Origin of the sequence: Actinoplanes derwentensis (genome assembly GCF_900104725.1) — a bacterium.
GTDB lineage: Bacteria > Actinomycetota > Actinomycetes > Mycobacteriales > Micromonosporaceae > Actinoplanes > Actinoplanes derwentensis.
Map to the genome: position 1 here is coordinate 6,365,505 of NZ_LT629758.1, position 19,524 is coordinate 6,385,028.

18 protein-coding genes are annotated in these 19,524 nt (G+C 69.0%); 8 read left to right on the top strand and 10 right to left on the bottom strand.

Translation table 11 applies throughout. The features are described 5' to 3' along the window. Position 1: 1 nt before the first annotated feature. The 6 genes from BLU81_RS27895 to BLU81_RS27915 all read left to right on the top strand — a co-directional run bounded on the left by BLU81_RS27895 (position 2) and on the right by BLU81_RS27915 (position 4,685). The gene (locus tag BLU81_RS27895) at positions 2-250 is read left to right on the top strand and encodes a hypothetical protein (RefSeq protein ID WP_092547597.1); all 249 of its coding nucleotides are present in this window, start codon (positions 2-4) and stop codon (positions 248-250) included. Further along, positions 247-990: a metallophosphoesterase family protein gene (locus BLU81_RS27900; protein WP_092547600.1), complete on the top strand. Its 744-nt coding sequence runs from the start codon at positions 247-249 to the stop codon at positions 988-990. The genes BLU81_RS27895 and BLU81_RS27900 overlap by 4 nt, the downstream gene beginning before the upstream one ends. A 41-nt stretch (positions 991-1,031) precedes the next feature. After that, positions 1,032-1,175 (top strand): GPGG-motif small membrane protein, encoded by a 144-nt coding sequence (locus BLU81_RS49285; protein WP_172890633.1) that lies wholly within the window; start codon positions 1,032-1,034, stop codon positions 1,173-1,175. A gap of 155 nt (positions 1,176-1,330) precedes the next feature. Further along, the gene (locus tag BLU81_RS27905) at positions 1,331-2,284 is read left to right on the top strand and encodes an MHYT domain-containing protein (RefSeq protein ID WP_092547603.1); all 954 of its coding nucleotides are present in this window, start codon (positions 1,331-1,333) and stop codon (positions 2,282-2,284) included. A gap of 66 nt (positions 2,285-2,350) precedes the next feature. After that, entirely contained in the window at positions 2,351-3,046 is a 696-nt protein-coding gene (locus tag BLU81_RS27910; protein ID WP_231953548.1) for an HD domain-containing protein, read from the top strand. Between the two features lie 16 nt (positions 3,047-3,062). Further along, positions 3,063-4,685 (top strand): glycoside hydrolase family 13 protein, encoded by a 1,623-nt coding sequence (locus tag BLU81_RS27915; RefSeq protein WP_092547609.1) that lies wholly within the window; start codon positions 3,063-3,065, stop codon positions 4,683-4,685. Here the strand turns inward: BLU81_RS27915 and BLU81_RS27920 are convergent. The 5 genes from BLU81_RS27920 to xylA all read right to left on the bottom strand — a co-directional run bounded on the left by BLU81_RS27920 (position 4,593) and on the right by xylA (position 11,778). Beyond that, entirely contained in the window at positions 4,593-6,065 is a 1,473-nt protein-coding gene (locus BLU81_RS27920) for an MFS transporter (RefSeq protein ID WP_092547611.1), read from the bottom strand. The genes BLU81_RS27915 and BLU81_RS27920 overlap by 93 nt on opposite strands. 127 nt (positions 6,066-6,192) lie before the next feature. After that, positions 6,193-7,635: an RICIN domain-containing protein gene (locus BLU81_RS27925; protein WP_092547612.1), complete on the bottom strand. Its 1,443-nt coding sequence runs from the start codon at positions 7,633-7,635 to the stop codon at positions 6,193-6,195. A 2-nt stretch (positions 7,636-7,637) separates the two neighbouring features. Beyond that, complete coding sequence (locus tag BLU81_RS27930; protein ID WP_092547613.1) at positions 7,638-9,047, bottom strand: pectinesterase family protein; 1,410 nt, start codon at positions 9,045-9,047, stop codon at positions 7,638-7,640. Between the two features lie 143 nt (positions 9,048-9,190). Beyond that, entirely contained in the window at positions 9,191-10,591 is a 1,401-nt protein-coding gene (gene xylB, locus BLU81_RS27935) for a xylulokinase (protein WP_092547614.1), read from the bottom strand. 2 nt (positions 10,592-10,593) lie between these two features. Continuing rightward, positions 10,594-11,778 carry a xylose isomerase gene (gene xylA / locus BLU81_RS27940; RefSeq protein ID WP_092547615.1) on the bottom strand — a complete coding sequence of 395 codons (1,185 nt, stop codon included), beginning with the start codon at positions 11,776-11,778 and terminating at the stop codon, positions 10,594-10,596. Positions 11,779-11,842: 64 nt separating this feature from the next. Here xylA and BLU81_RS27945 point away from each other — a divergent pair, with 64 nt between their 5' ends. Continuing rightward, positions 11,843-12,991 (top strand): ROK family transcriptional regulator, encoded by a 1,149-nt coding sequence (locus tag BLU81_RS27945; RefSeq protein ID WP_092547616.1) that lies wholly within the window; start codon positions 11,843-11,845, stop codon positions 12,989-12,991. A gap of 22 nt (positions 12,992-13,013) precedes the next feature. On the opposite strand, the gene BLU81_RS27950 is transcribed toward BLU81_RS27945, so the two are convergent. The 3 genes from BLU81_RS27950 to BLU81_RS27960 form a co-directional block, all read right to left on the bottom strand. Further along, positions 13,014-14,726, bottom strand: coding sequence for a VWA domain-containing protein (locus BLU81_RS27950; protein ID WP_092547626.1), 1,713 nt, complete (start codon positions 14,724-14,726; stop codon positions 13,014-13,016). Between the two features lie 248 nt (positions 14,727-14,974). Continuing rightward, positions 14,975-16,033: a lactonase family protein gene (locus BLU81_RS27955; RefSeq protein ID WP_092547629.1), complete on the bottom strand. Its 1,059-nt coding sequence runs from the start codon at positions 16,031-16,033 to the stop codon at positions 14,975-14,977. A 107-nt stretch (positions 16,034-16,140) separates the two neighbouring features. Continuing rightward, positions 16,141-16,929 (bottom strand): hypothetical protein, encoded by a 789-nt coding sequence (locus tag BLU81_RS27960; RefSeq protein ID WP_092547632.1) that lies wholly within the window; start codon positions 16,927-16,929, stop codon positions 16,141-16,143. Between the two features lie 144 nt (positions 16,930-17,073). Here BLU81_RS27960 and BLU81_RS27965 point away from each other — a divergent pair, with 144 nt between their 5' ends. Beyond that, positions 17,074-18,615 (top strand): BTAD domain-containing putative transcriptional regulator, encoded by a 1,542-nt coding sequence (locus BLU81_RS27965; protein WP_172890634.1) that lies wholly within the window; start codon positions 17,074-17,076, stop codon positions 18,613-18,615. Here BLU81_RS27965 and BLU81_RS27970 read toward each other — a convergent pair. Next, the gene (locus BLU81_RS27970) at positions 18,612-19,220 is read right to left on the bottom strand and encodes a GTP-binding protein (RefSeq protein WP_092547644.1); all 609 of its coding nucleotides are present in this window, start codon (positions 19,218-19,220) and stop codon (positions 18,612-18,614) included. The two genes, BLU81_RS27965 and BLU81_RS27970, sit on opposite strands and share 4 nt — an antisense overlap. Then, positions 19,201-19,512 carry a DUF742 domain-containing protein gene (locus BLU81_RS27975; RefSeq protein ID WP_231954830.1) on the bottom strand — a complete coding sequence of 104 codons (312 nt, stop codon included), beginning with the start codon at positions 19,510-19,512 and terminating at the stop codon, positions 19,201-19,203. The genes BLU81_RS27970 and BLU81_RS27975 overlap by 20 nt, the downstream gene beginning before the upstream one ends. Positions 19,513-19,524 lie beyond the last annotated feature (12 nt).

The following is a 19,524-nucleotide window of genomic DNA, read 5'->3' on the forward strand; positions in this document are numbered from 1 at the left end:
GATGACGATTCAGATCGATCTCGAAGCCGAGATCCAGCGCCTGCTCACCGAGCACGAGCGCATCGCCGAGCAGGGCATCACGGTGCTCCGCCGGGACAACGGGGTGGTGCTCGGCGGGGAGGTGGAGAGCGCCCAGCGACGCGACGAGATCTGCCGGCAGATCTCCGGCCGGTTCCCGGAGATCGAGATCACCTGCGACATCGGTATCACCCGGGCGCAGGCGCCGAGCGAGGTGGAGGAGATCTCATGATCCGGATCGCGGCCGTGGGCGACGTCCACGTGGACAAGGACGTGGTGGGCCGCTACCGGCCCGCCCTGGAACAACTGCCGGACCGGGCCGACGCGCTGCTCGTCGCCGGTGACCTGACCCGGCACGGGACGGTCGACGAGGCGAAGTGCTTCGCCACCGAGTTCGGTGGCCTGGCCGTGCCGGTCGTGGTGGTGCTCGGCAACCACGATCACCAGAGCGACCAGGAGAAGCAGGTCACCGATGTGCTGACCGACTCCGGGATCACCGTGCTGGAGTGCGAGGCCACGGTGCTGGAGATCCGCGGGCACCGGCTCGGGATCGCCGGTGCGAAGGGCTTCGGTGGCGGGTTCGCCGGGGCGTGCGCCAGCAACTTCGGTGAGCGCGAGATGAAGAACTTCGTCGGGGTCACCGAGGACTTCGCGAACCGGCTCGGTGAGGCACTGCGCTCGGTGGAGTGTGACGCGCTGGTGGCGCTCACCCATTACGCGCCGGTGCCGGAGACCCTGGCCGGGGAGCCGCTGGAGATCTACCCGTTCCTCGGCTGCTACCAGCTCGGCAACGCGATCGACTCGGCGCCGACCGCGCTGGCCCTGCACGGGCACGCGCACCACGGTTCCGAGCGTGGGCGTACCCCCGGCGGGGTTCCGGTCCGCAACGTCGCGCACCCGGTGATCAAGCAGGCGTACAACGTCTACCAGTTGCTCTCCGACTCGGTGGATTCGGAACTCGTACCGGCGTAATTCAAGGTTTCTGTTTTTGTGGGTCCGGGTATCGACTGGACATGGACCTGTTGCTCTGGATCATCGCCGTTGTTCTCGTCGTCGCCGGTGTGCTCGCACTGTTCCGCCGGCAGATCCTGTGGGGCGTCGTGCTGATCATCGTCGGCCTCCTGGTGGGCCCCGGAGGCGTCAGCATCTTCACCTGATCCCCCTGTCGAACCGCTGCCCCGACCCTGAACCGGGGTCGCCGCGGGTGTGTCCGTTTCGGACACGTCCTCGGTGACTCCGGTTCCTTCTCTTTAGGGAACCGCCACACAGAACGTGCGATGTACGGCCGCTGATATCTGACTCAATCCCTCGCGTGGCCGACGTCCATCACTTCACCTACGGTGTCTATAACCCGATAGCCGCATATCTTCTGGCGTTCCTCGGATCGTTCCTCGGTCTGCTCTGCACGGGCCGGGCCCGGGACGCGCACAAACGCAGCCGCCGCAACCGCTGGCTGCTGATCGCCGCCTTCGCGATCGGAGGCGGTGGCATCTGGCTGATGCACTTCGCCGCGATGCTCGGCTTCGACGTGCCGGACAGCCCGGTCCGATACGACCTGGGACTCACCCTGCTGAGCCTGGTGTTCGCCGTACTGACGGTCGGGATCGGGTTGATGGTGGTCGGGCACGGCCGCCGCAGCGTCGGCAAGACCATGGGGGCCGGGCTGATCACCGGCAGCGGCGTGATCGCCATGCACTACACCGGCATGGAGGGGATCCGGCTGTCCGCGGACATCCACTACTCCCCGGTGCTGGTGATCGCCTCGGCCCTGATCGCGGTCGCGGCCAGCACCATCGCGCTCTGGTTCGCCGTCTCGGTGCGCGGCTGGGTCCGGGTCACCGCGGCCGCCGCGGTGATGGGGATCGCGGTCTGCGGCATGCATTACACCGGGATGGCCGCCATGTCGATCGAGCTGCATCCGGTGGGCCCCGGTCCGGCGGCCGGCATCCGTCCGCTGTCGATGCTGGTCCCGATCATCCTGATCACCACGGCCACCATCGTCGGGGTGGCGCTGAGCGCGCTGCAGGCGATGACCGAGGAGGAGTTCACCGACGGGGTCGGCACCCCGAAACGGGGCGTGCACGCCGAACCGCCGCAGCCGTGGACGCTGAGACAGTCCTCGGTGGGCGCGATCCGGCTCACCCCGGCCGCGCGGGCGGTCGCCACCGGACGGATCACCGGCCGTCCCTCTCCCGGGCCACGTCCGGTGCCCCGGACGTCCCCCTCACCGGCGCCGACCGCGCCACCGGCGACTTCCGGGAGCTGATCGAAACCCATCGCGGACGGTGATCCGGTATATCTGATCGGCATGGCGCCAAGGATGCTGCTCTCGATGCCACTGCACGCCATCACCGAGGTGTACGGCGAAGCCGGCCTCCGTGACCGATTCGCGCTGGAACTGGAGTCCTTCGACACCGGCGAGCGCAAGATCCTGACCGAGGCTCTGGAGCTGGCCTCCGCTCTGCACGCCGACGACCGGCGGGTCCGGGAGCCGTACGTGAACCATCTACTCCGGGTCGCCATCCGGATCATCCGCTACTACGGGGTGCGTGACATCGACGTGCTGGTCGCGGCGCTGCTGCACGACGCCGTCGAGGACCATCCGGCGGAGCTGGGCGGGGTGGAGCCGGACGGGACACACATCGCGATGACGGAGGCCGCCCTGACCGAGTTGGCCCGCCGGTTCAATCCACGGGTCGCCGAGCTGGTCCGGTCGGTCACCAATCCGGAGTACGACCCGCGGCGTGACAAGAACGAGCAGTACCGCGCTCACGTGGCCGAGAAGCTGGAGCGGGATCCGTGGGCCCGGGTGATCAAGATTTCGGACTTCACCGACAACGGGGTCGGCGTGATTCACACCACGATCGACAAGGCGTACCGGTCGGCCGGCAAGTACCGGCCGCTCGTCCCGACGCTGCGTGAGCTGGTCGGACGCCCGGACACTCCGCTCTCCACCCAGGCCAAGGAGCACATCCTGGACCAGCTCGACCTGGCCGAGGAACGATTCGCCGCGATCCTCGACGAGTGAGACCTATCGTGGGGCCATGCCTACTGACGCATGGTGGCGGGACGCCGTCATCTATCAGATCTACCCACGCTCGTTCGCCGACGGCGACGGTGACGGCATGGGCGACCTGCCCGGCATCACCGCGCGACTGCCCCAGTTGCGCCAGCTGGGTGTCGACGCGGTGTGGCTCTCGCCGTTCTACCCGAGCCCGCAGCACGACGCCGGCTACGACGTGGCCGACTACCGGGGTGTGGACCCGCGGTTCGGTTCGCTGGGTGACGCCGACAAGCTGATCGGCACCGCCCACGACCTCGGTCTCAAGGTGATCGTCGACCTGGTGCCGAACCACACGTCCAGTGACCACGTGTGGTTCCAGGCGGCGCTGGCGGCCGAGCCGGGCAGCCCGGAGCGGGAGCGCTACATCCTGCGCGACGGCAAGGGCCCGCAGGGCGAGGAACCGCCCAACTCGTGGCAGAGCGTCTTCGGCGGCCCGGCGTGGCACCGGCTGCCGGACGGGCAGTGGTACCTGCACCTGTTCGACGTCTCCCAGCCCGACCTCAACTGGGACCACCCGGAGGTCCGCGCCGAGTTCCTGGACATCCTGCGGTTCTGGCTGGACCGGGGCGTCGACGGGTTCCGGGTCGACGTGGCCCACGGTCTGATCAAGGACGCCGACCTGACCGACTGGAGCGCCCCCTCGGTGATCCTTGGCGGGCTGGAAGCGGTCGGGCCGCCGCCGCCGATGTGGGACCAGGAAGGTGTGCACGAGATCTACCGGCAGTGGCGGGCCGTCCTCGACGGCTACGAGGGTGGCCGCATCCTGGTGGCCGAGGCGTGGGTGCAGCCCGAGGAGCGGCTGGCCCGCTACGTCCGCCCCGACGAGATGCACCAGGCGTTCAACTTCCCCTACCTGGAGGCGCCCTGGCTGCCGGACGGGCTGCGAGCGGTGATCGACACCTCGCTGGCCGCCAACGACGCGGTCGGCGCGACCACCACGTGGGTGCTGTCCAACCACGACGTGGTCCGGCACGCCTCCCGGCTGGGTTTCCCGGCCGGCACGAAACGGGTGCCCGGCATCGGGATCGGTGACCCGCAGCCCGACCAGGTCCTGGGTCTGCGCCGGGCCCGGGCGGCCACCCTGCTGATGCTCGGCCTGCCCGGTTCGGCCTACCTCTATCAGGGTGAGGAGCTGGGGCTGCCGGAGCACACGCTGCTGCCCGACGAGTACCGGGAGGATCCCGCCTGGGAGCGGTCCGGGCACTCCGAACGCGGCCGGGACGGCTGCCGGGTGCCGATCCCGTGGGAGGCCGACACCCCGTCGTACGGGTTCGGCCCGGCCGACGCCAGCTGGCTGCCGCAGCCGACGGTCTGGGCCGAGTACGCCCTGGACCGTCAGGTGGACGTGCCCGGCTCGACCTACGAGATGTACCGGACGGCGCTGGCCACCCGGCGTGAGCACGAACTGGGCTCCGGTGAGCTGGCCTGGTTGGTCGGTGCCGCCGACACGCTGACGTTCCGCAACGGCGTGGTGACCGTGGTGACGAACTTCGGGGCCGAACCGGCGACGCTACCGGACGACGCCCGGGTCCTGCTGAGCAGCGAACCGCTCGACACCGACGGCCGGATCCCGACCGACGTCACCGTCTGGGCCGTCATCTGAGTCGCGTTTCTCGGCGACCGCCAGCAGGGCGGCGTGCGTGTCGGCCATGTCCCGCGCGACCGTCCTGCTGGCCAGCCAGTACATGACGCCGGTCGGAATGAAGAAGAACTGGAAGGCGGCCAGCCCGACCGCGTAGTTCAGCGGCGGCGGGAAGGCCGTGGCCAGGCTCGCGAAGGCGACCGCGACCAGCACGTTGCCACCGGCCCGGCCGGCGCCGTTGATCAGGTTGCCGAGGCTGTAGACGGTGCCGCGGTGCTGAGGCGGGTTCACGTCGGCGATCATGGCGAACCAGTTCGGTGAGTTCGCCGACGTCAGCGCCAGCGCGAACACCGCGATGACCAGGCAGATCCCGACGGTCGGCTCGGTCACCAGATTGCTCAGGACCCCCCGGATCACCTCGCCCGTCCCGGCCCCGTCCGGCACCGTGATCGTCATCGGGACGAAGAACAGGACCACGTAGAAGGGCACCGCCGCCAGCACACCGATCGCGGCGACCAGGGCACGGCCCCGGGGGGTACGCCGCTGCAGACGGTCCCCGACCAGCCCGCCGAGGATCGACAGTGCCGCCCCCAGCTGGAAGATCGTGGCGAAGACGCTGCCGACCAGCACTGCCGTGCCGACGCTGTAACCCTGGTCGAGGGCCCGTTCCCGGAACAGCACCGGAAGCCACACCAGCGAACCGAAGGCGATCTGCGCGGTCCCGCCCTGCAGGATCAACCACACGTTCGTCCGGCGCCGCAGGATGACCGGGATGTCCTCGTGCCGGATCCGCTCGTCGTACTCGACGCCGGCCAGCTCCGGCTGGCTGTCGCCGCGGGGCACATCGAAGGTGAGCAGGTAGGCGACGGTCGCGATCAGCCCGGCCGCCGCGGTCACCAGGAACGGGCGGCGCCAGTCCTCATGCCCCAGGATGCCGCCGGCCAGTGTGCCGGCCAGTGTGCCGACCCCCTGCGACAGCCCCCAGAAGCTCATCACCAGGCCGCGGCGCTTCGGCGAGATCAGGTCGCTGACCACCGCGAAGCTGACCGAGGCGACCCCGCCGAGCCCGAACGCCGCCACGATCTGGGCGGCGAGGAAAAGCCCGTAACTGCCGGCCAGCCCCGAACCCGCCGTCCCGGCCACCCAGAGGACGGTGCCCACGATCAGCACCGGTTTGCGGTCGGTGCGGTCCCCCACGTACGCGAAACCGATCGCCGACACCGCGCTGACCAGGAACATGATCGTGGTCGCCAGGGCGATGTGCCCCTCGCTGACTCCGAGGTCGCCGCCGATGCTGCCGTAGAGCGGCGGCACCAACCCGATGGCCACGTTGTCCAGGGCAGCGAGAATCACGAAGACCACCACGCTGTACACGCGGTGCGCCGCCGACCCCCTGCCCATCACGCGGTAGAGGTTATCCGCTGAACCGCCCGCCGAACCGCCTGTCCGCAATGCCGTTGATCATCAGAGGGCGAAGGGCGGCGCTGCCCGGAGGCGGCGCCGCCCTTCTCTCACCCCCCGGTGAAGGTCAGTTGCCGATGTTCGCCTGCGGGCCGGCGTACTTGGCCAGCAGGGCGGGAACGTCGGCGGCCGCGTCCAGGGTGTACGCGTAGTAGGTCTTCGGGTCGAAGGCCGCGCCGTTCGTCACCTGTTTGCCGGTGGAGTTCCTCACGATGCTGCCGCTCTGCTTGAGCTGGCCCTTCGTCAGGTCGTCGACGTTGTACGGGTTCGCGACGTTGTCGAAGTAGCTGTTCTCCAGCACCATCTTCGTGCTGCCACGCGACAGGTTCCCGTACGACGTGATGTTCTGCAGGTGGTTGTTGTAGAGGTGGGCGAACGCCACGTTGTCGGTGCTCGGGTTGCGCTGGTTGGTGTTCTTGATCCAGTTGTGGTGGATCGTCATGCGCGCGGTGACGTTGTCGGTCCAGCCGATGCCGAAGGCCTTGTTGCCTGTGTCGAGCAGGTTCCAGGACACGGTGAGGTACGTGGTGTCCTTCCGGCTGTCGATCATGCCGTCGTTCATCCGGGTGATCTTGTTGTGGTCGATCCAGATGTGGTCGGCGGTGTCCATCTGGATGCCGTCGTAGTCGTAGGTCTTGTCGTCCGGGTCGTCCTCGGTCATCTGGGTGTCGCGGATCGTCAGGTTCCGGATGATCACGTTCTTGACGCCCACGCCCAGGAAGAAGCCGCCGCCGATGATCTCACCGGCGGTGCCGGCACCGACGATGGTCTTGTTCGACTTCACCTTCAGCTCGGTGCCCTTCGGGGTGATCGTGATGGCCTTGGCCACTTTGATCACGTACGGCTCGGTGGCGGTGACGTACTTGGTCAGGTCGGCCAGGGTGGAGACGGTGACCGTGGTGCCGGCCGCACCGCCGGTGGTGCCCCCACCGGTGGCCGCGAATCCGTCCGGAGTGGACGCCCAGGTCCGCTCGGACGAGGTCGTGACCGGGGTGAACGCCCACTGCTTGTTGGAGTTGGCGGTGCACGTCTCCTGGATGATCGCCGCACCGTTCGCGGTCGAGGCGCCCTGGTCGGAGACGCACAGCCCACTGTTCACGTTGATGATCTGGAACGTGTCGGTGCCCGACGCGGCCAGCCTCCACTGCTGATTGGTCTGCGAACCGACGCAGGTGTACTGCTGCAGCTGCTGGCCGGACGTCTTCGACGCGGACGGCACGTCGACACACTTGCCACTGTTGACGTTCTGGATCAGGAAGTTCGATCCCGAGGCGACCAGCTTGAACTGCTGCCAGGCCGAGCCCGCGGTGCAACCCCACTGCTGGAGCAGCGCGCTGTTGTCCTTCGACGCGGACGGCACGTCGACACACTTACCGCTCTTCTTGACGATCAGCTGGTAGACGGTGCCCGCGGTGGGGGCGGTGGCCGCGTCCGACGGCAGGATCGACCAGCCGACGATCGCGGTGGGCACGGCGAGGACGATCGCCGCCAGAGTGATGCGCTTCTTCATGATCAACCCACCGGGTTCCAGTTGTCGGTGCCCGCGAGGTACTTCTGCGGGGTGTAGCCGGCGGCCTGCGAGTCGGAGAGCTGCGGCCGGTTGCTGTTGGTGGTGGCGCCGGAGCCGGTGTTCTTGTACTCCAGGAAACGGGCGTTCTGCCAGACATTGCCTGACATGTCGGTCCAGGGCTGCGCGGTCTTGACGGTGGCGCTCAGGCTGGACTCCCGGTACAGCACCTGCGCGTCGGCACCCCACGGACGGCCGAGCTGCGTGGTGTTGTTCGTCGCGCCGGTGATCGTGGACTTGTAGATCAGGAAGCCGAACGCGTTGCCGGCATCGGTGCGGGCCGCGGTGATCGGGCCGCCGGTGCTGCGCTTCTGATAGATCTTGGTGCCGTTGAAGACCGCCGTGCCGCCACCGAAGATGAAGTCGACGGTGCCTTCGACGTAACCACCCTTGACGTACGACCGGCCGCTGTTGACCAGCAGGGTGTCCTGGGCGCCAAGGAACCGCACGTTGTCGAAGACCAGCTTGTCGGCGTTCAGGTTCGCGGCGACCGCCTGCGAGCCCTCGCCGTAGTCATTGGCGATCGTCAGGTTGGTGGCGGTGAACTCCTTGCCGTTGGCGAAGAGGGTGGCGCTGCCCGACGTGCCGTACCCGCCGGCGTTGCTGCGGTTGTTGACGATCACCACGTCGTCGCTGGAGTCGCCGCCGCCCTGGAGCGTGACGAACGGTTTGGTGTTCGGGACGGTGACGATCTCGCGGTACGTACCCGGCTTGATCGTGATCGTCTTCCGGCTGGTGTTGCCGGTGCCGACCGCGTCGATCGCCGCCTGCACGGTCTTGTACGTGCCGGTGCCGTCGGCGGCGACCGTGTAGGAGACCGAGGTCGTTACCGGGGTGAACGCCCACTGCTTGTTGGAGTTGGCGGTGCACGTCTCCTGGATGATCGCCGCACCGTTCGCGGTCGAGGCGCCCTGGTCGGAGACGCACAGCCCACTGTTCACGTTGATGATCTGGAACGTGTCGGTGCCCGACGCGGCCAGCCTCCACTGCTGATTGGTCTGCGAACCGACGCAGGTGTACTGCTGCAGCTGCTGGCCGGACGTCTTCGACGCGGACGGCACGTCGACACACTTGCCACTGTTGACGTTCTGGATCAGGAAGTTCGATCCCGAGGCGACCAGCTTGAACTGCTGCCAGGCCGAGCCCGCGGTGCAACCCCACTGCTGGAGCAGCGCGCTGTTGTCCTTCGACGCGGACGGCACGTCGACACACTTACCGCTCTTCTTGACGATCAGCTGGTAGGTGGTGCCGGTCGTGGGGGCGACCGCCGCGTCCGACGGCAGTACCGAATACGCGAGGAGCCCGGCCGGGACGACCAGTGCGGCCACGGCTCCGATCAGCTTTCTCTTTGCCACTGCGGTCCTTTCACGTGCCTTGGGGATGACACGTAGACGTCGCAGCGGCGGGGAGACAACAAAAATGTCAGAAAAACAACCGGCTCCCACGGTCGTCCCGGGATCACCGGAGACGACCGTGGGAGCCGGCCGTGGGACTCGCGTCAGCGGGTGCGGTCGATCACCGCGTGCTGAGCGGCCGCGTACTGAGCGCGGATCAACGGGACGCTGTCGTCCTCGTACACCGCCGGGGTCTCCGCCGACCAGACCGGCGGAAGGTCACCACCAGCGGTGACCCAGGCAGCCTGCCGGGCCGCGCCGTCGGCGACGTACTCACCGGGCGGCGGGACCAGCACCTGCTTGCCGAAGAGCGCGGGCGCGATGCGGCGGACCGCCTCGCTGCGCGCCCCGCCACCGACCAGCACGATCCGGTTCGCCGCGGCACCGGTCGCGGTCAGCGCGTCCAGTCCGTCGGCGAGCGCGCAGAGCATGCCCTCGACGGCGGCCCGGGCCAGGTGCGCCGGGGTCGACGTCTTGAGCGTCAGCCCGTGGATCGCACCGGTGGCGTCCGGCCGGTTCGGGGTGCGCTCCCCTTCCAGGTAGGGCACCAGGACCAGGCCGTCGGCCCCCGCCGGCGCCGACAGCGCGAGCTTCGACAGCTCGTCGTGGTCGACGTTCAGCAGCTTGGCGGCCGCGTCCAGGACCCGGGCCGCGTTGAGCGTGACCACGATCGGCAGGAACCGGCCGGTGGTGTCGGCGAAACCCGCCACCGTTCCGGACGGGTCGTTCGGCGCGACCTCCGACGAGGCGAAGACCGTGCCGGACGTGCCGATCGAGACGATCACGTCACCGGGCAGCGCGCCGGTGCCGAGAGCGGCCGACGCGTTGTCACCGGCGCCCGGGCCCAGCGGGGCACCGTTGGGCAGGTGCCCCGCGATCCCGGTGGGGCCGAGCACCTCGGGCAGGATCAGGTCCCGCCCGAAGCCGAGTTCCAGCAGGTCGCGCCGGTACTCGTTGGTCTTGGCGGACCAGTAGAGCGTGCCGCTGGCGTCGCTGCGGTCGGTCTTCAGGTCACTCAGCGAGGTGGATCCGGAGAGCTTCCAGGTCAGCCAGTCGTGCGGCAGGCACACCGCGGCCACCTTCGCCGCGTTGGACGGCTCGTTACGGGCCAGCCAGCGCAGCTTGGTCAGCGTGAAGCTGGCGACCGGCACGATGCCGACGGCGTCGGCCCAGGCCGCTCCGCCACCCAGCTCGGCGATCAGGTCGGCGGCCGCACCGGCACTGCGCGTGTCGTTCCACAGCAGTGCCGGGCGGACCACTTCACCGTTCTCGTCGAGCGCGACCATGCCGTGCTGCTGCCCGGCGACCGAGGCGGCGGCCACGTCGTCCAGGCCACCGGCCTGGACGATCGCCTGCTGGAGCGCGGTCCACCAGGCGTCCGGGTGGACCTCGGTGCCGTCCGGGTGACTGGCACGGCCCTGCCGGACCAGCTTCCCGGTCTCGGCATCACGGATCACGACCTTGCACGACTGGGTCGAGCTGTCGATCCCGGCAACAAGCGCCATGATCAGCGGGCCCCGAGGAGGTGGTCGATCGCCAGCTGGTTCAGCTTGACGAAGCCGAAGCCCTTGGCACCGACGGCGTCGGCGTCGTAGTCCTCGAACGCGCTGCGGTCGTTGAGCAGCTCCTGGTAGCCCTCGCCCGGGTTCAGGGTCGGGGCCTTGAGCTCGGCGACCTTGGACGCGGCGAGCGCCTCCTGCACCTCGGGGTCGGCGCGGAACGCCTTGGCCCGCTCCTTGAGCAGCAGGTACATCCGGATGTTGGCGGCCGCCGACTCCCAGACGCCGTCGAAGTCCTCGGTGCGCGAGGGCTTGTAGTCGAAGTGACGCGGGCCGTCGTAGACCGGGCCGCCGTCGGGGCCGTTCTCCAGCAGGTCGACCAGGGAGAACGCGTTGAGCAGGTCACCGTGGCCGAAGACCAGGTCCTGGTCGAACTTCGGGCCGTGCTGGCCGTTCAGGTCGATGTGGAACAGCTTCTTGTGCCACAGCGCCTGGGCGATGCCCTGGGTGAAGTTCAGGTTCGACATCTGCTCGTGGCCCGTCTCCGGGTTGATGCCGAACAGCTCGGAGCGCTCCAGCTCCTGCACGAACGCGATGGCGTGGCCGGCGGTCGGGAGCAGGATGTCGCCGCGGGGCTCGTTCGGCTTCGGCTCGATGGCGAAACGCAGGCCGTAGCCCTTGTCCTCGGAGTACTGCGCGAGCAGGTTGAGGGCCTCGCGGTAGCGGTCGAGGGCGGCGCCGACATCCTTGGCCGAGTCGTACTCGGCACCTTCGCGGCCGCCCCACAGGACCAGGGTCTTGGCGCCCAGCTCGGCACCGAGGTCCATCTGGCGCAGGACCTTGCGGATCGCGTAGCGCCGGACCGAACGGTCGTTGCTGGTGAAGCCGCCGTCCTTGAACACCGGGTGGGTGAACAGGTTGGTGGTGACCATCGGGACGATCAGGCCGGTCTCGTCCAGCGCCTTCTTGAACCCGGCGATGATGCCGTCGCGGGTCTGCGCGTCGGAGCCGAACGGCACCAGGTCGTCGTCGTGGAAGGTGATGCCGTAGGCGCCGATCTCGGCGAGCTTGTGCACGGCCTCGACCGGGTCGAGGGCCGGGCGGGTCGCGTCACCGAACGCGTCACGAGCCTGCCAGCCCACGGTCCAGAGGCCGAAGGAGAACTTGTCATCACGAGTGGCCTGGAGCGACACGGGTTACCTCCACGAAACGTTGTGTAACTGCGGGGATTTGTTTAGTGGTTGAATTATTTGACTCATGTATGGCACTGTCAAGGGCGTGCTGACCGTCCCGACCACGCCGGTACGACAGGCCAGTGTGCGCGCCCATAATCTCGCGCTGGTGCTGCACACTGTGGCGAACAGCGCAGATCGGCCATCTCGGGCCGCTGTCGCGGCGGTCACCGGACTCACCCGCGCGACCGTTTCCGCCCTTGTCGACGACCTCGTCGCCGGTGGCCTGCTGGTCGAGGTCGCACCGCCACCGCGCACCGGAGCCGGTCGTCCCGCGGTCGGGCTCGCGCTCTCCGCGGCCGGCCCGGCCGGGCTCGGGCTGGAGATCAACGTCGACTATCTGGCCGCCTGCGTGGTCGATCTGACCGGCACGGTCCGCCTGCGCTACGTCGAGCACGCCGACCAGCGACCCGCCGATCCGGCCCAGTCCCTGGCCGCGCTGGGCACGCTGGCCGCCCGCGCCCGGCTCGCCGCCGAAACCGGCGGGCTGACCGTGGCCGGGGCCGCGCTCGCCGTGCCCGGCCTGGTCACCAGCGGCCTGGTCCGGGTCGCTCCCAACCTGGGCTGGCAGGACGTGGACGCGGTGGCCGCTCTGCGGGCCGTCCCCGAGTTGGCCGGCCTGCCGGTGACCGTGGACAACGAGGCCAATCTGGCCGCCCTGGGCGAGCTGCGGGTGACCGGCGGAAACCCGACTTTCCTGTACGTCTCCGGCGAGGTCGGCATCGGAGCCGGGCTGGTTCTCGGCGGCGAGCTCTACCGGGGTGTGCGCGGCTGGAGCGGCGAGATCGGGCACGTCACCGTCTTCCCGGACGGCCGGCCCTGCCGCTGTGGTGCCCGCGGCTGCCTGGAGCAGTACGCCGGCCAGGAGGCCCTGGAGGACGACGTGCCGCTCGCCGCGGCGGCCCTCGGCATCGCCCTGTCCGTCGTCGTCAACCTGTTGGACATCCCGGTCATCGTGCTCGGCGGGGCGTACGCGCCGGTCTACGCCGCACTGCGCGATGGCATCGAGACCGAACTGCGGCGGCGGGTACTGACCGCGGGCCTGGCCCCGGTCGAGTTGCGGGCGGCGGAACTGGGCGCGGACGCGGCGATGCGGGGCGCGGCCGACACGGTGATCCGGGCGGTTCGTGAGGACCCGGCCGGCTGGATGCGCCGAACGGCCGCCGCCCCCTGAGGGACGACGGCCGCCGGGACGATCACCGGACGCCGGTACGCGAACCGATCGCCTGCGCGAAGATCGTGGTGATCTTCGTCGGGTCCTCGGCGATGAAGACGCCGACGTTCTTCTCGTCGACCGCCTGGATCGCCTTCATCTCGTTCGCGTCGACACCGGTACCGATACCGATGAGGATCACCCGGATCGGCTTGGTCGGGTCGATCTCCTTCTCGAACTGCGACAGGAACTGGTCCTCACTGAGACCGTCGTTGAACTGGTTGTCGCCGTCGGTGAAGAGGATGACCGAGTTGATCTTCTTCGGCGCCCATTCCTTCTTCACGTGCTTGTAGCCCGCGAGAAGGGTGTTGAACAGGCCGGTGCCGCCGTCCTCTTTCGGGGTGAGCTGGTCGATCGACGCCTGCAGCTCGGACCGGGAGGTGCTGAGCGACTTGATCGGCACGATCTGCCGGTACGGCACCTTGCCGTTCTCGTTGGTGGAGAACCGCCACACACCGACCGACCACTTCTCACTGAAGAGCGTCAGACCGGTCCGTGCGGCGGCCTGAGTGACCTGAGCACGGGTCGCGTTCCCGGCGGTCGGCACCGGTTCGAGCATCGAGCCGGAGGTGTCGAAGATCGTCAGGGCCCGGCCCGGCGTGGTGATGGCGATCCAGCTACCGACGACCGCGCTCAGCGCCGCACCGGTCTCGGCAGCGGCCGCGGTGCCACCGCTCGCCGATTTGGTGGCCGAGGCGGTGACGGCCGGCGACGCCTGCGGTGCGCCCATCGGGGCCGCGAAGCTGGCGCCGTACGAGCCGTCCGGAGTCCGCAGGCCGGCGGCGGCCAGCGCGTCCTTGGCGGCGGCCGTGGAGAGCTGCGCGAGCAGCCCCTGGGCGGCGGCCGACTTCAGCTGGTCGACCACCTGCGGCATGATCGTGTACGGGTAGTCCATCGGCACCGGGCTCGGCTCGAGGTACATCGCGGCGAGCTGCACGGCCGGACGCTGGGCGTTGTACGCCACCACGTCCGCCTCGGAGACCGGCGCGAGGCTCACCGAGTCGGCGCCGCCGATGTCGGCCTCCGACTTGGGGAACCTGGCCATCAGCTCCTGGCGCAGGTTCGACTTGTTGTTCGCCAGCACCGTCAGCGCGCGGGTCTTGGCCTGGTTGGCCTCCGCGGATGTGGTGCCGACCGACTGACTGATCGCGAGCAGGCTGGTGAGACCGGACGAGTCCATGGTCGGGTTCATGATGCCGACCGACAGCGGCTCGTCGGATTTGAAGTTGCTGAGCAGCTGGTTCCAGCCGATCTTCTTGTTCGGCCAGCCCATGCGCTCGGCGATCGGCTCGGGCGCGGCCAGGACCAGTGGGCTCTGCGCTACCGAGGTGACGTTGCTCGGCAGGAAGCCGGCGGCCTCGGTCTGCAGGCGCAGCAGCCAGGTCGAGGAATCCGGGATCCACACGTCGGGGACCTGGACGGCGTCAGGCGCTTTGTCGAGACCGGGCAGCGTGACGGAGTGGTCACGAGAGACAGCACCGGCGATGGTGGCTGAGTTGGCGTCGCTGACGGCGACCGCGACACAGGTGCCGTCTACTTCGGCACCTGCTTGGCGCCACTGTGCGACGACCTGCTCCACGGCAGGCTTGATCTCGGGAGATGCCGCGACGGTCAGGGTTACCGAACCGGCACACCCGGAGTCAGCGAACTGCTGATATCCGAGATAGGTACCGGCGACTACGACGACTAATGCCATCGCACCTCCGACGACGCTCGCTCCCTTGGAGTTGAAGTTCCTACGATGGCGGCCAGACACGCGGTCAATAGTGCTCATGTCCGAAGCTGAATGCCATACACGTTCGGTCGAAAATTACTCAGACTGACGCTTCTCGATCAAGAAAGTACGGAGCGTAGTCACCTCGTGTCGAACGGTGTGTGGCAGGACTTGCAGCGCGCCGGGTTGGTCAGGTTAAGTCGCCGACGCGCCGCAATGTCCGATCTCATCTATGGCCTGATCAACGCCGGATTCCACCGGAGCAGGCAAGTCGGCGTCGGCTCATCGGTCGGCTCGCCCTGAAGCCCGGGGATCCCGGTCTCCGGATCGATGCGGAAAATGGTCACGTTGTGTGATCGCTGATTGGTCACGTAGAGGTGATCGCCGAGCAGGATCATGTGCCGCGGCCAGACTCCGCCGGCAGGCACCTCGGCGATCAGCGTGGCGCTGTCACCGTCCCAGGCGAAGACCGAGACGGTGTCCGGCCCGCGGTTCGCGACATAGACGAACCGGCCGTCGCGCCCCATCGTGATCTCGGACGGGTAGACCGGTCCCGGCAGCGTGCTGGTCGCCGTCTCCCCGTGCGCCTCGAGCGTGGGACCACCCGCCGGGCGATACCACGAGAGCGCGCCGGTCAGCTCCCCGACTAGCAGCAGCGCCCCGTCCACCGACCGCACCAGGTGCCGCGGGCCGGTGCCGGGTTTCGCCGCCACCGCCGGTTCCGGGGCACCGAGACGGCCCGAGACCGGATCCAGGCGGGACCGCCAGACCCGGTCCGAACCCAGGTCGGAGATCAGCACGTCGGATCCGTTACGGTCCGGCACCACCTGATGCGCGTGCGGGCTGGACTGGCGCTCCGTGTCCGGCCCGGAGCCGGCGAGAGTGAGCAGGTCGCTGCGCTCCCCGGGGACGCCTTCGGCGTCGAGCGGGTGTACGGACACCGATCCGCTCGCGTAGTTCGCCACCACCAGGTGCCGGCCGTCCGCGGTGACCGCGAGGTGGCACGGATCCGATCCGCCGGTGGGATGTGTCACCAGCGGAGTCAGTGAGTGGTCCGGGGCGACCGCGAAGGCGGAGACCGTGCCCTGCTCCAGTTCGTTGACCGCGTACAGCACCGGAAGGGTCGGATGCTGGACCAGGAAGGAAGGGGACGGGGTGCGGGCGACCAGACCGAGCCGGGTCAGATCCCCGGTTCCCGGATCACGCCGGATCAGCGTGATGCCGTCCCCCTCGCCCCCCTTGTCCCCGGTGTAGCAACCGACGAAGACGTATTCATGGCTCGAACCCATGCGCCGATCCCACCACAGAACCGTGGGATCACAAGCCAGCACACCGCCGTCGGCGCCGCGGACCCCCGTTTGGCCCGCGGTGCCGACGGCGGTGACCGCCCCCGGAGTCAGCTCTTCAGGAACTCGTAGACGTCCGCCGGGGCCTTGACTCCGTCGGCCGGGGCCCGCACGGCAGCGGCACTGCCGTACTGGTCGTAGGTGACCTCATAGGTGCCGGCCTTCGCCTTGCCGGCCGCCGGGATCTCGACGACGGCGGTCGCGATGCGGCCCTCGGCGTCCAAGGTCACCTTCAGCGGTACGGTCTTGGCCTTCTCGCCCAGGGCGGTGAGGACCTCGGGCTCGACGATCTCGGCAGCGGTCGTCCGGGTCAGGTCGGTGGTGCCGGTGAACGTCCCGGTGCCGGTCTCGGTCAGATCCGCGGCCGCCAGCAGAAGCGCGCCCACGTACCCGGGATCGGTCTCGCCGTTGTAGGTGAGACCCTCGGCGTCGGCCGCGGAGAACCGGGAGAGATCCAGCTTCATCCACTTCTTCGACACCTTCGGCAGCCCGATGCCCTCCGGCGCGCCGTCGAACGAGATCTTGGTCCAGCTCTGATCGCCGACGACCAGGAGCTTCATCGAGAAGGTGAAGTCGGCGTCCGGAATCTGTTCGTCGATCTCGGAGACCATCGCCTGATGCGGGGCGTCCAGCACACCCGCGATCGGCTGCACCCCGCCCTTGATCCGGTACCGGAAGGCCGGAGTCTCGGTGGTCGGCACCGCGTCGGTCAGTCTGCTGACCGCGGACACCTCCTCGGCCACCCCCTGCACGGCCTCGCCCACACCACAGGCGGTCAGCACTGAACCGGCGATCAGCAGAGCACCGGTGCTTGCCAGGCGTTTGGTGAAAACATTCATCGTTTCGTCTTTTCTCGTGAGGCCGGTGGTGCGTTGATGGGAGAAGCCTCCGCAAGACGACTGCCGATGCGCTGCGGCTATGCTGCCGTCGGCTGCGGTTCCGCTGCCGTCGGGGGAAACTGCTGGTCAATGGGGGTGTACGGGGTGACGGACCCGGCACGGTTCGAGTTGCTGGGGGCCGTGCGGGCATTCCGGAACGGCCACCGACTCGACCTCGGTCCCGCCAAACAGCGCGCGGTGCTGGCCGTCCTGCTGCTGAACCTCGGACGGCCGGTCCCGACCCACCGGATCGTCGACGCGGTCTGGGGCGACGACCCGCCGGAGAACGGCCCCAACGTCGTACAGAAGTACGTGGCCGGTCTGCGTCGGGTGCTCGACCCGGACCGGACGCCCCGCACCCCCGGCGAACTGCTCGCCCTCACCGACGGCGGATACGTCCTGAGCACCGGCGCCCTCGACACCGAAGAGTTCCGCAACGGGCTGGCCCGCGCCGACGCCGAACGACGCGCCGGGCACCTGGAGGAAGCCGCCCGGATCGCCCGGACCGCTCTGGACCTGTGGCGGGGTGAGGCCCTCGGCGGGCTGACCGGGCCGATCTTCGAGGCCGCCCGCGCCCGGCTGCACGAACAACGGGCCAGTGCCTGGGAGTTGTGGGCCGAGATCGAGCTGGCCCGGGGCGGCTTCGCCGGGCTGGTGTCCGAACTGGCCCGCCTGGTCGAGGAGTTCCCGCTGCGTGAGGGCCTGCGGGCCCAGCTGATGACCGCGCTGTACCGCAGCGGGCGGCAGGCCGAGGCACTCGCCGCGTTCCGCGACGCCCGGGAGTTCTTTCTGGACGAACTCGGCGCCGAACCGGGCGAACGTCTCCAGGAGACCCACCGGCGGATCCTGCGCAACGAACCGGCCACAGCGGTGCCCGCCGTCGAACGACCACAGCCACAGCCGGTGCCGCCGATCCCGGCCCAGCCCTGGTCACCGCCCCCGGCGATGACCAACTGGGGTCACGGCGTGCCGCTCGGGCCACGCCGCGACGGCGGCGTCTGGGCCGAGGTGATCCTGGCCGCCATGCTGCCGCTGATCACCTGCTCACTCGGCAGCTTCGTCTACTTCGTATACGCGGCGATCCAGCGGCGCACCCGGCGCGAGACGATCACCGCCGCCGGTTACGTCCTCGCGGTCGCCGCGGTGGTGTTCTTCTGGGCCGTCGACCCGAGCGCCCCGGAAGCCGACATCGGATCGGACGCGGAGGCCGTCGGACTGATCCTCGCCGTCTTCGTCATCGCCTTCGCGTCGATCCACGGTGCGGTCCTGGCCTACCACCCCGGCGACAACGGGCGAGCCCGCAAGCAGCGGCTGCTGGCCCGCCAGTACACCGCGTTCAACCCGGCCGCCGCTAGGCACTACGCGATCGGGCGGCCCGATCTGCCGCGCACCTACGACGACGGCGGGCTGGTCGACCTCAACCATGCACCCGAGCCGGTGATCTCCAGCTTGCGGGGGATCACCCCGGTCGAGGCACACCGGATCACCGTCGACCGCTACGAGAACGGCGGATACGAGACACCGGACGATCTGGTACGACGGGGCCTGGTCACGCCGAAAACGGTCCGGCGGCTGGCGTCGTGGCTGGTCTGTGTGCCGCCCGCGCCCCGGACCCAGGCGCCAGCCCAGGTCCAGGAGCAGCGTTAAGCCCTGGCGCGACTGCCCGCGGCGGCCATCTGACGACGGGCCACGTACTCCACCAGTTCGATCAGCACGTTACGGGCGGCGACCTGGTCACGGGCGTCGAACAGGACGACCGGCACACCCGGATCCAGGTCGAGAGCACGGGCCACCGCGTCCGGCGCGAACCGGTGGTCGGAGTCGAAGCAGTTCACCGCGACCACGAACGGCGTACCGCGCTGCTCGAAGTAGTCGATCGACGGGAAGCAGTCGGCCAGCCGGCGGGTGTCGGCCAGCACCACGGCACCGAGCGCACCCTGGGACAACTCGTCCCAGAGGAACCAGAACCGATCCTGCCCCGGCGTACCGAAGAGGTAGAGCTGCAGGTCCTCGGTGATGGTGATCCGGCCGAAGTCCATCGTGACCGTCGTGGTGGTCTTGGCCTCCACGCCGGAGACGTCGTCCGCACCCTCGGCGCCGGTTAGCACCTCCTCGGTCTGCAGGGGCCGGATCTCACTGACCGATCCGACCATGGTGGTCTTGCCGGCTCCGAATCCCCCGGCGATCAGGATCTTGAGAGCGACGGGAATGCGCGACGATCCGCCGTTGCGGTCAGAGCGCACGGAGTCCATTGACAACCGCCTTGAGTACGTCGACGTCGTGCGGCTGCGAGGCAGCCGGGGGTTCGTACAGCGAGATCAAACCCGCTGAGCGTAGATCACCGAGGAACACCCGGACCACGCCGAGCGCCAGGTCGAGCTGAGACGCCAGCTCGACCACGGAGATCGGCTCCCAGGCGGCAGCCACGATGGCGTGGTGCTCCGGCTGCAACTGCGGACCCGAAGTGAGGTCGGGGACCGTTGCCACGACGAACGCGACCAGGTCGAAGTCGCAGTCCACCGGGGCGACACGGCCCTGGGTCATCGCGTACGGACG

What these genes read in the sequence shown, in the direction of transcription:
- BLU81_RS27950 (WP_092547626.1), bottom strand. Translation starts at nt 14,726, where the DNA reads ATGGCATTAGTCGTCGTAGTCGCCGGTACCTATCTCGGATATCAGCAG.
- BLU81_RS27925 (WP_092547612.1), bottom strand. Translation starts at nt 7,635, where the DNA reads ATGAAGAAGCGCATCACTCTGGCGGCGATCGTCCTCGCCGTGCCCACC.
- BLU81_RS27955 (WP_092547629.1), bottom strand. Translation starts at nt 16,033, where the DNA reads ATGGGTTCGAGCCATGAATACGTCTTCGTCGGTTGCTACACCGGGGAC.
- BLU81_RS27975 (WP_231954830.1), bottom strand. Translation starts at nt 19,512, where the DNA reads ATGACCCAGGGCCGTGTCGCCCCGGTGGACTGCGACTTCGACCTGGTC.
- BLU81_RS27920 (WP_092547611.1), bottom strand. Translation starts at nt 6,065, where the DNA reads ATGGGCAGGGGGTCGGCGGCGCACCGCGTGTACAGCGTGGTGGTCTTC.
- BLU81_RS27960 (WP_092547632.1), bottom strand. Translation starts at nt 16,929, where the DNA reads ATGAATGTTTTCACCAAACGCCTGGCAAGCACCGGTGCTCTGCTGATC.
- BLU81_RS27915 (WP_092547609.1), top strand. Translation starts at nt 3,063, where the DNA reads ATGCCTACTGACGCATGGTGGCGGGACGCCGTCATCTATCAGATCTAC.
- BLU81_RS27895 (WP_092547597.1), top strand. Translation starts at nt 2, where the DNA reads ATGACGATTCAGATCGATCTCGAAGCCGAGATCCAGCGCCTGCTCACC.
- BLU81_RS27910 (WP_231953548.1), top strand. Translation starts at nt 2,351, where the DNA reads ATGCCACTGCACGCCATCACCGAGGTGTACGGCGAAGCCGGCCTCCGT.
- BLU81_RS49285 (WP_172890633.1), top strand. Translation starts at nt 1,032, where the DNA reads ATGGACCTGTTGCTCTGGATCATCGCCGTTGTTCTCGTCGTCGCCGGT.
- BLU81_RS27945 (WP_092547616.1), top strand. Translation starts at nt 11,843, where the DNA reads ATGTATGGCACTGTCAAGGGCGTGCTGACCGTCCCGACCACGCCGGTA.
- BLU81_RS27970 (WP_092547644.1), bottom strand. Translation starts at nt 19,220, where the DNA reads ATGGACTCCGTGCGCTCTGACCGCAACGGCGGATCGTCGCGCATTCCC.
- xylB (WP_092547614.1), bottom strand. Translation starts at nt 10,591, where the DNA reads ATGGCGCTTGTTGCCGGGATCGACAGCTCGACCCAGTCGTGCAAGGTC.
- BLU81_RS27900 (WP_092547600.1), top strand. Translation starts at nt 247, where the DNA reads ATGATCCGGATCGCGGCCGTGGGCGACGTCCACGTGGACAAGGACGTG.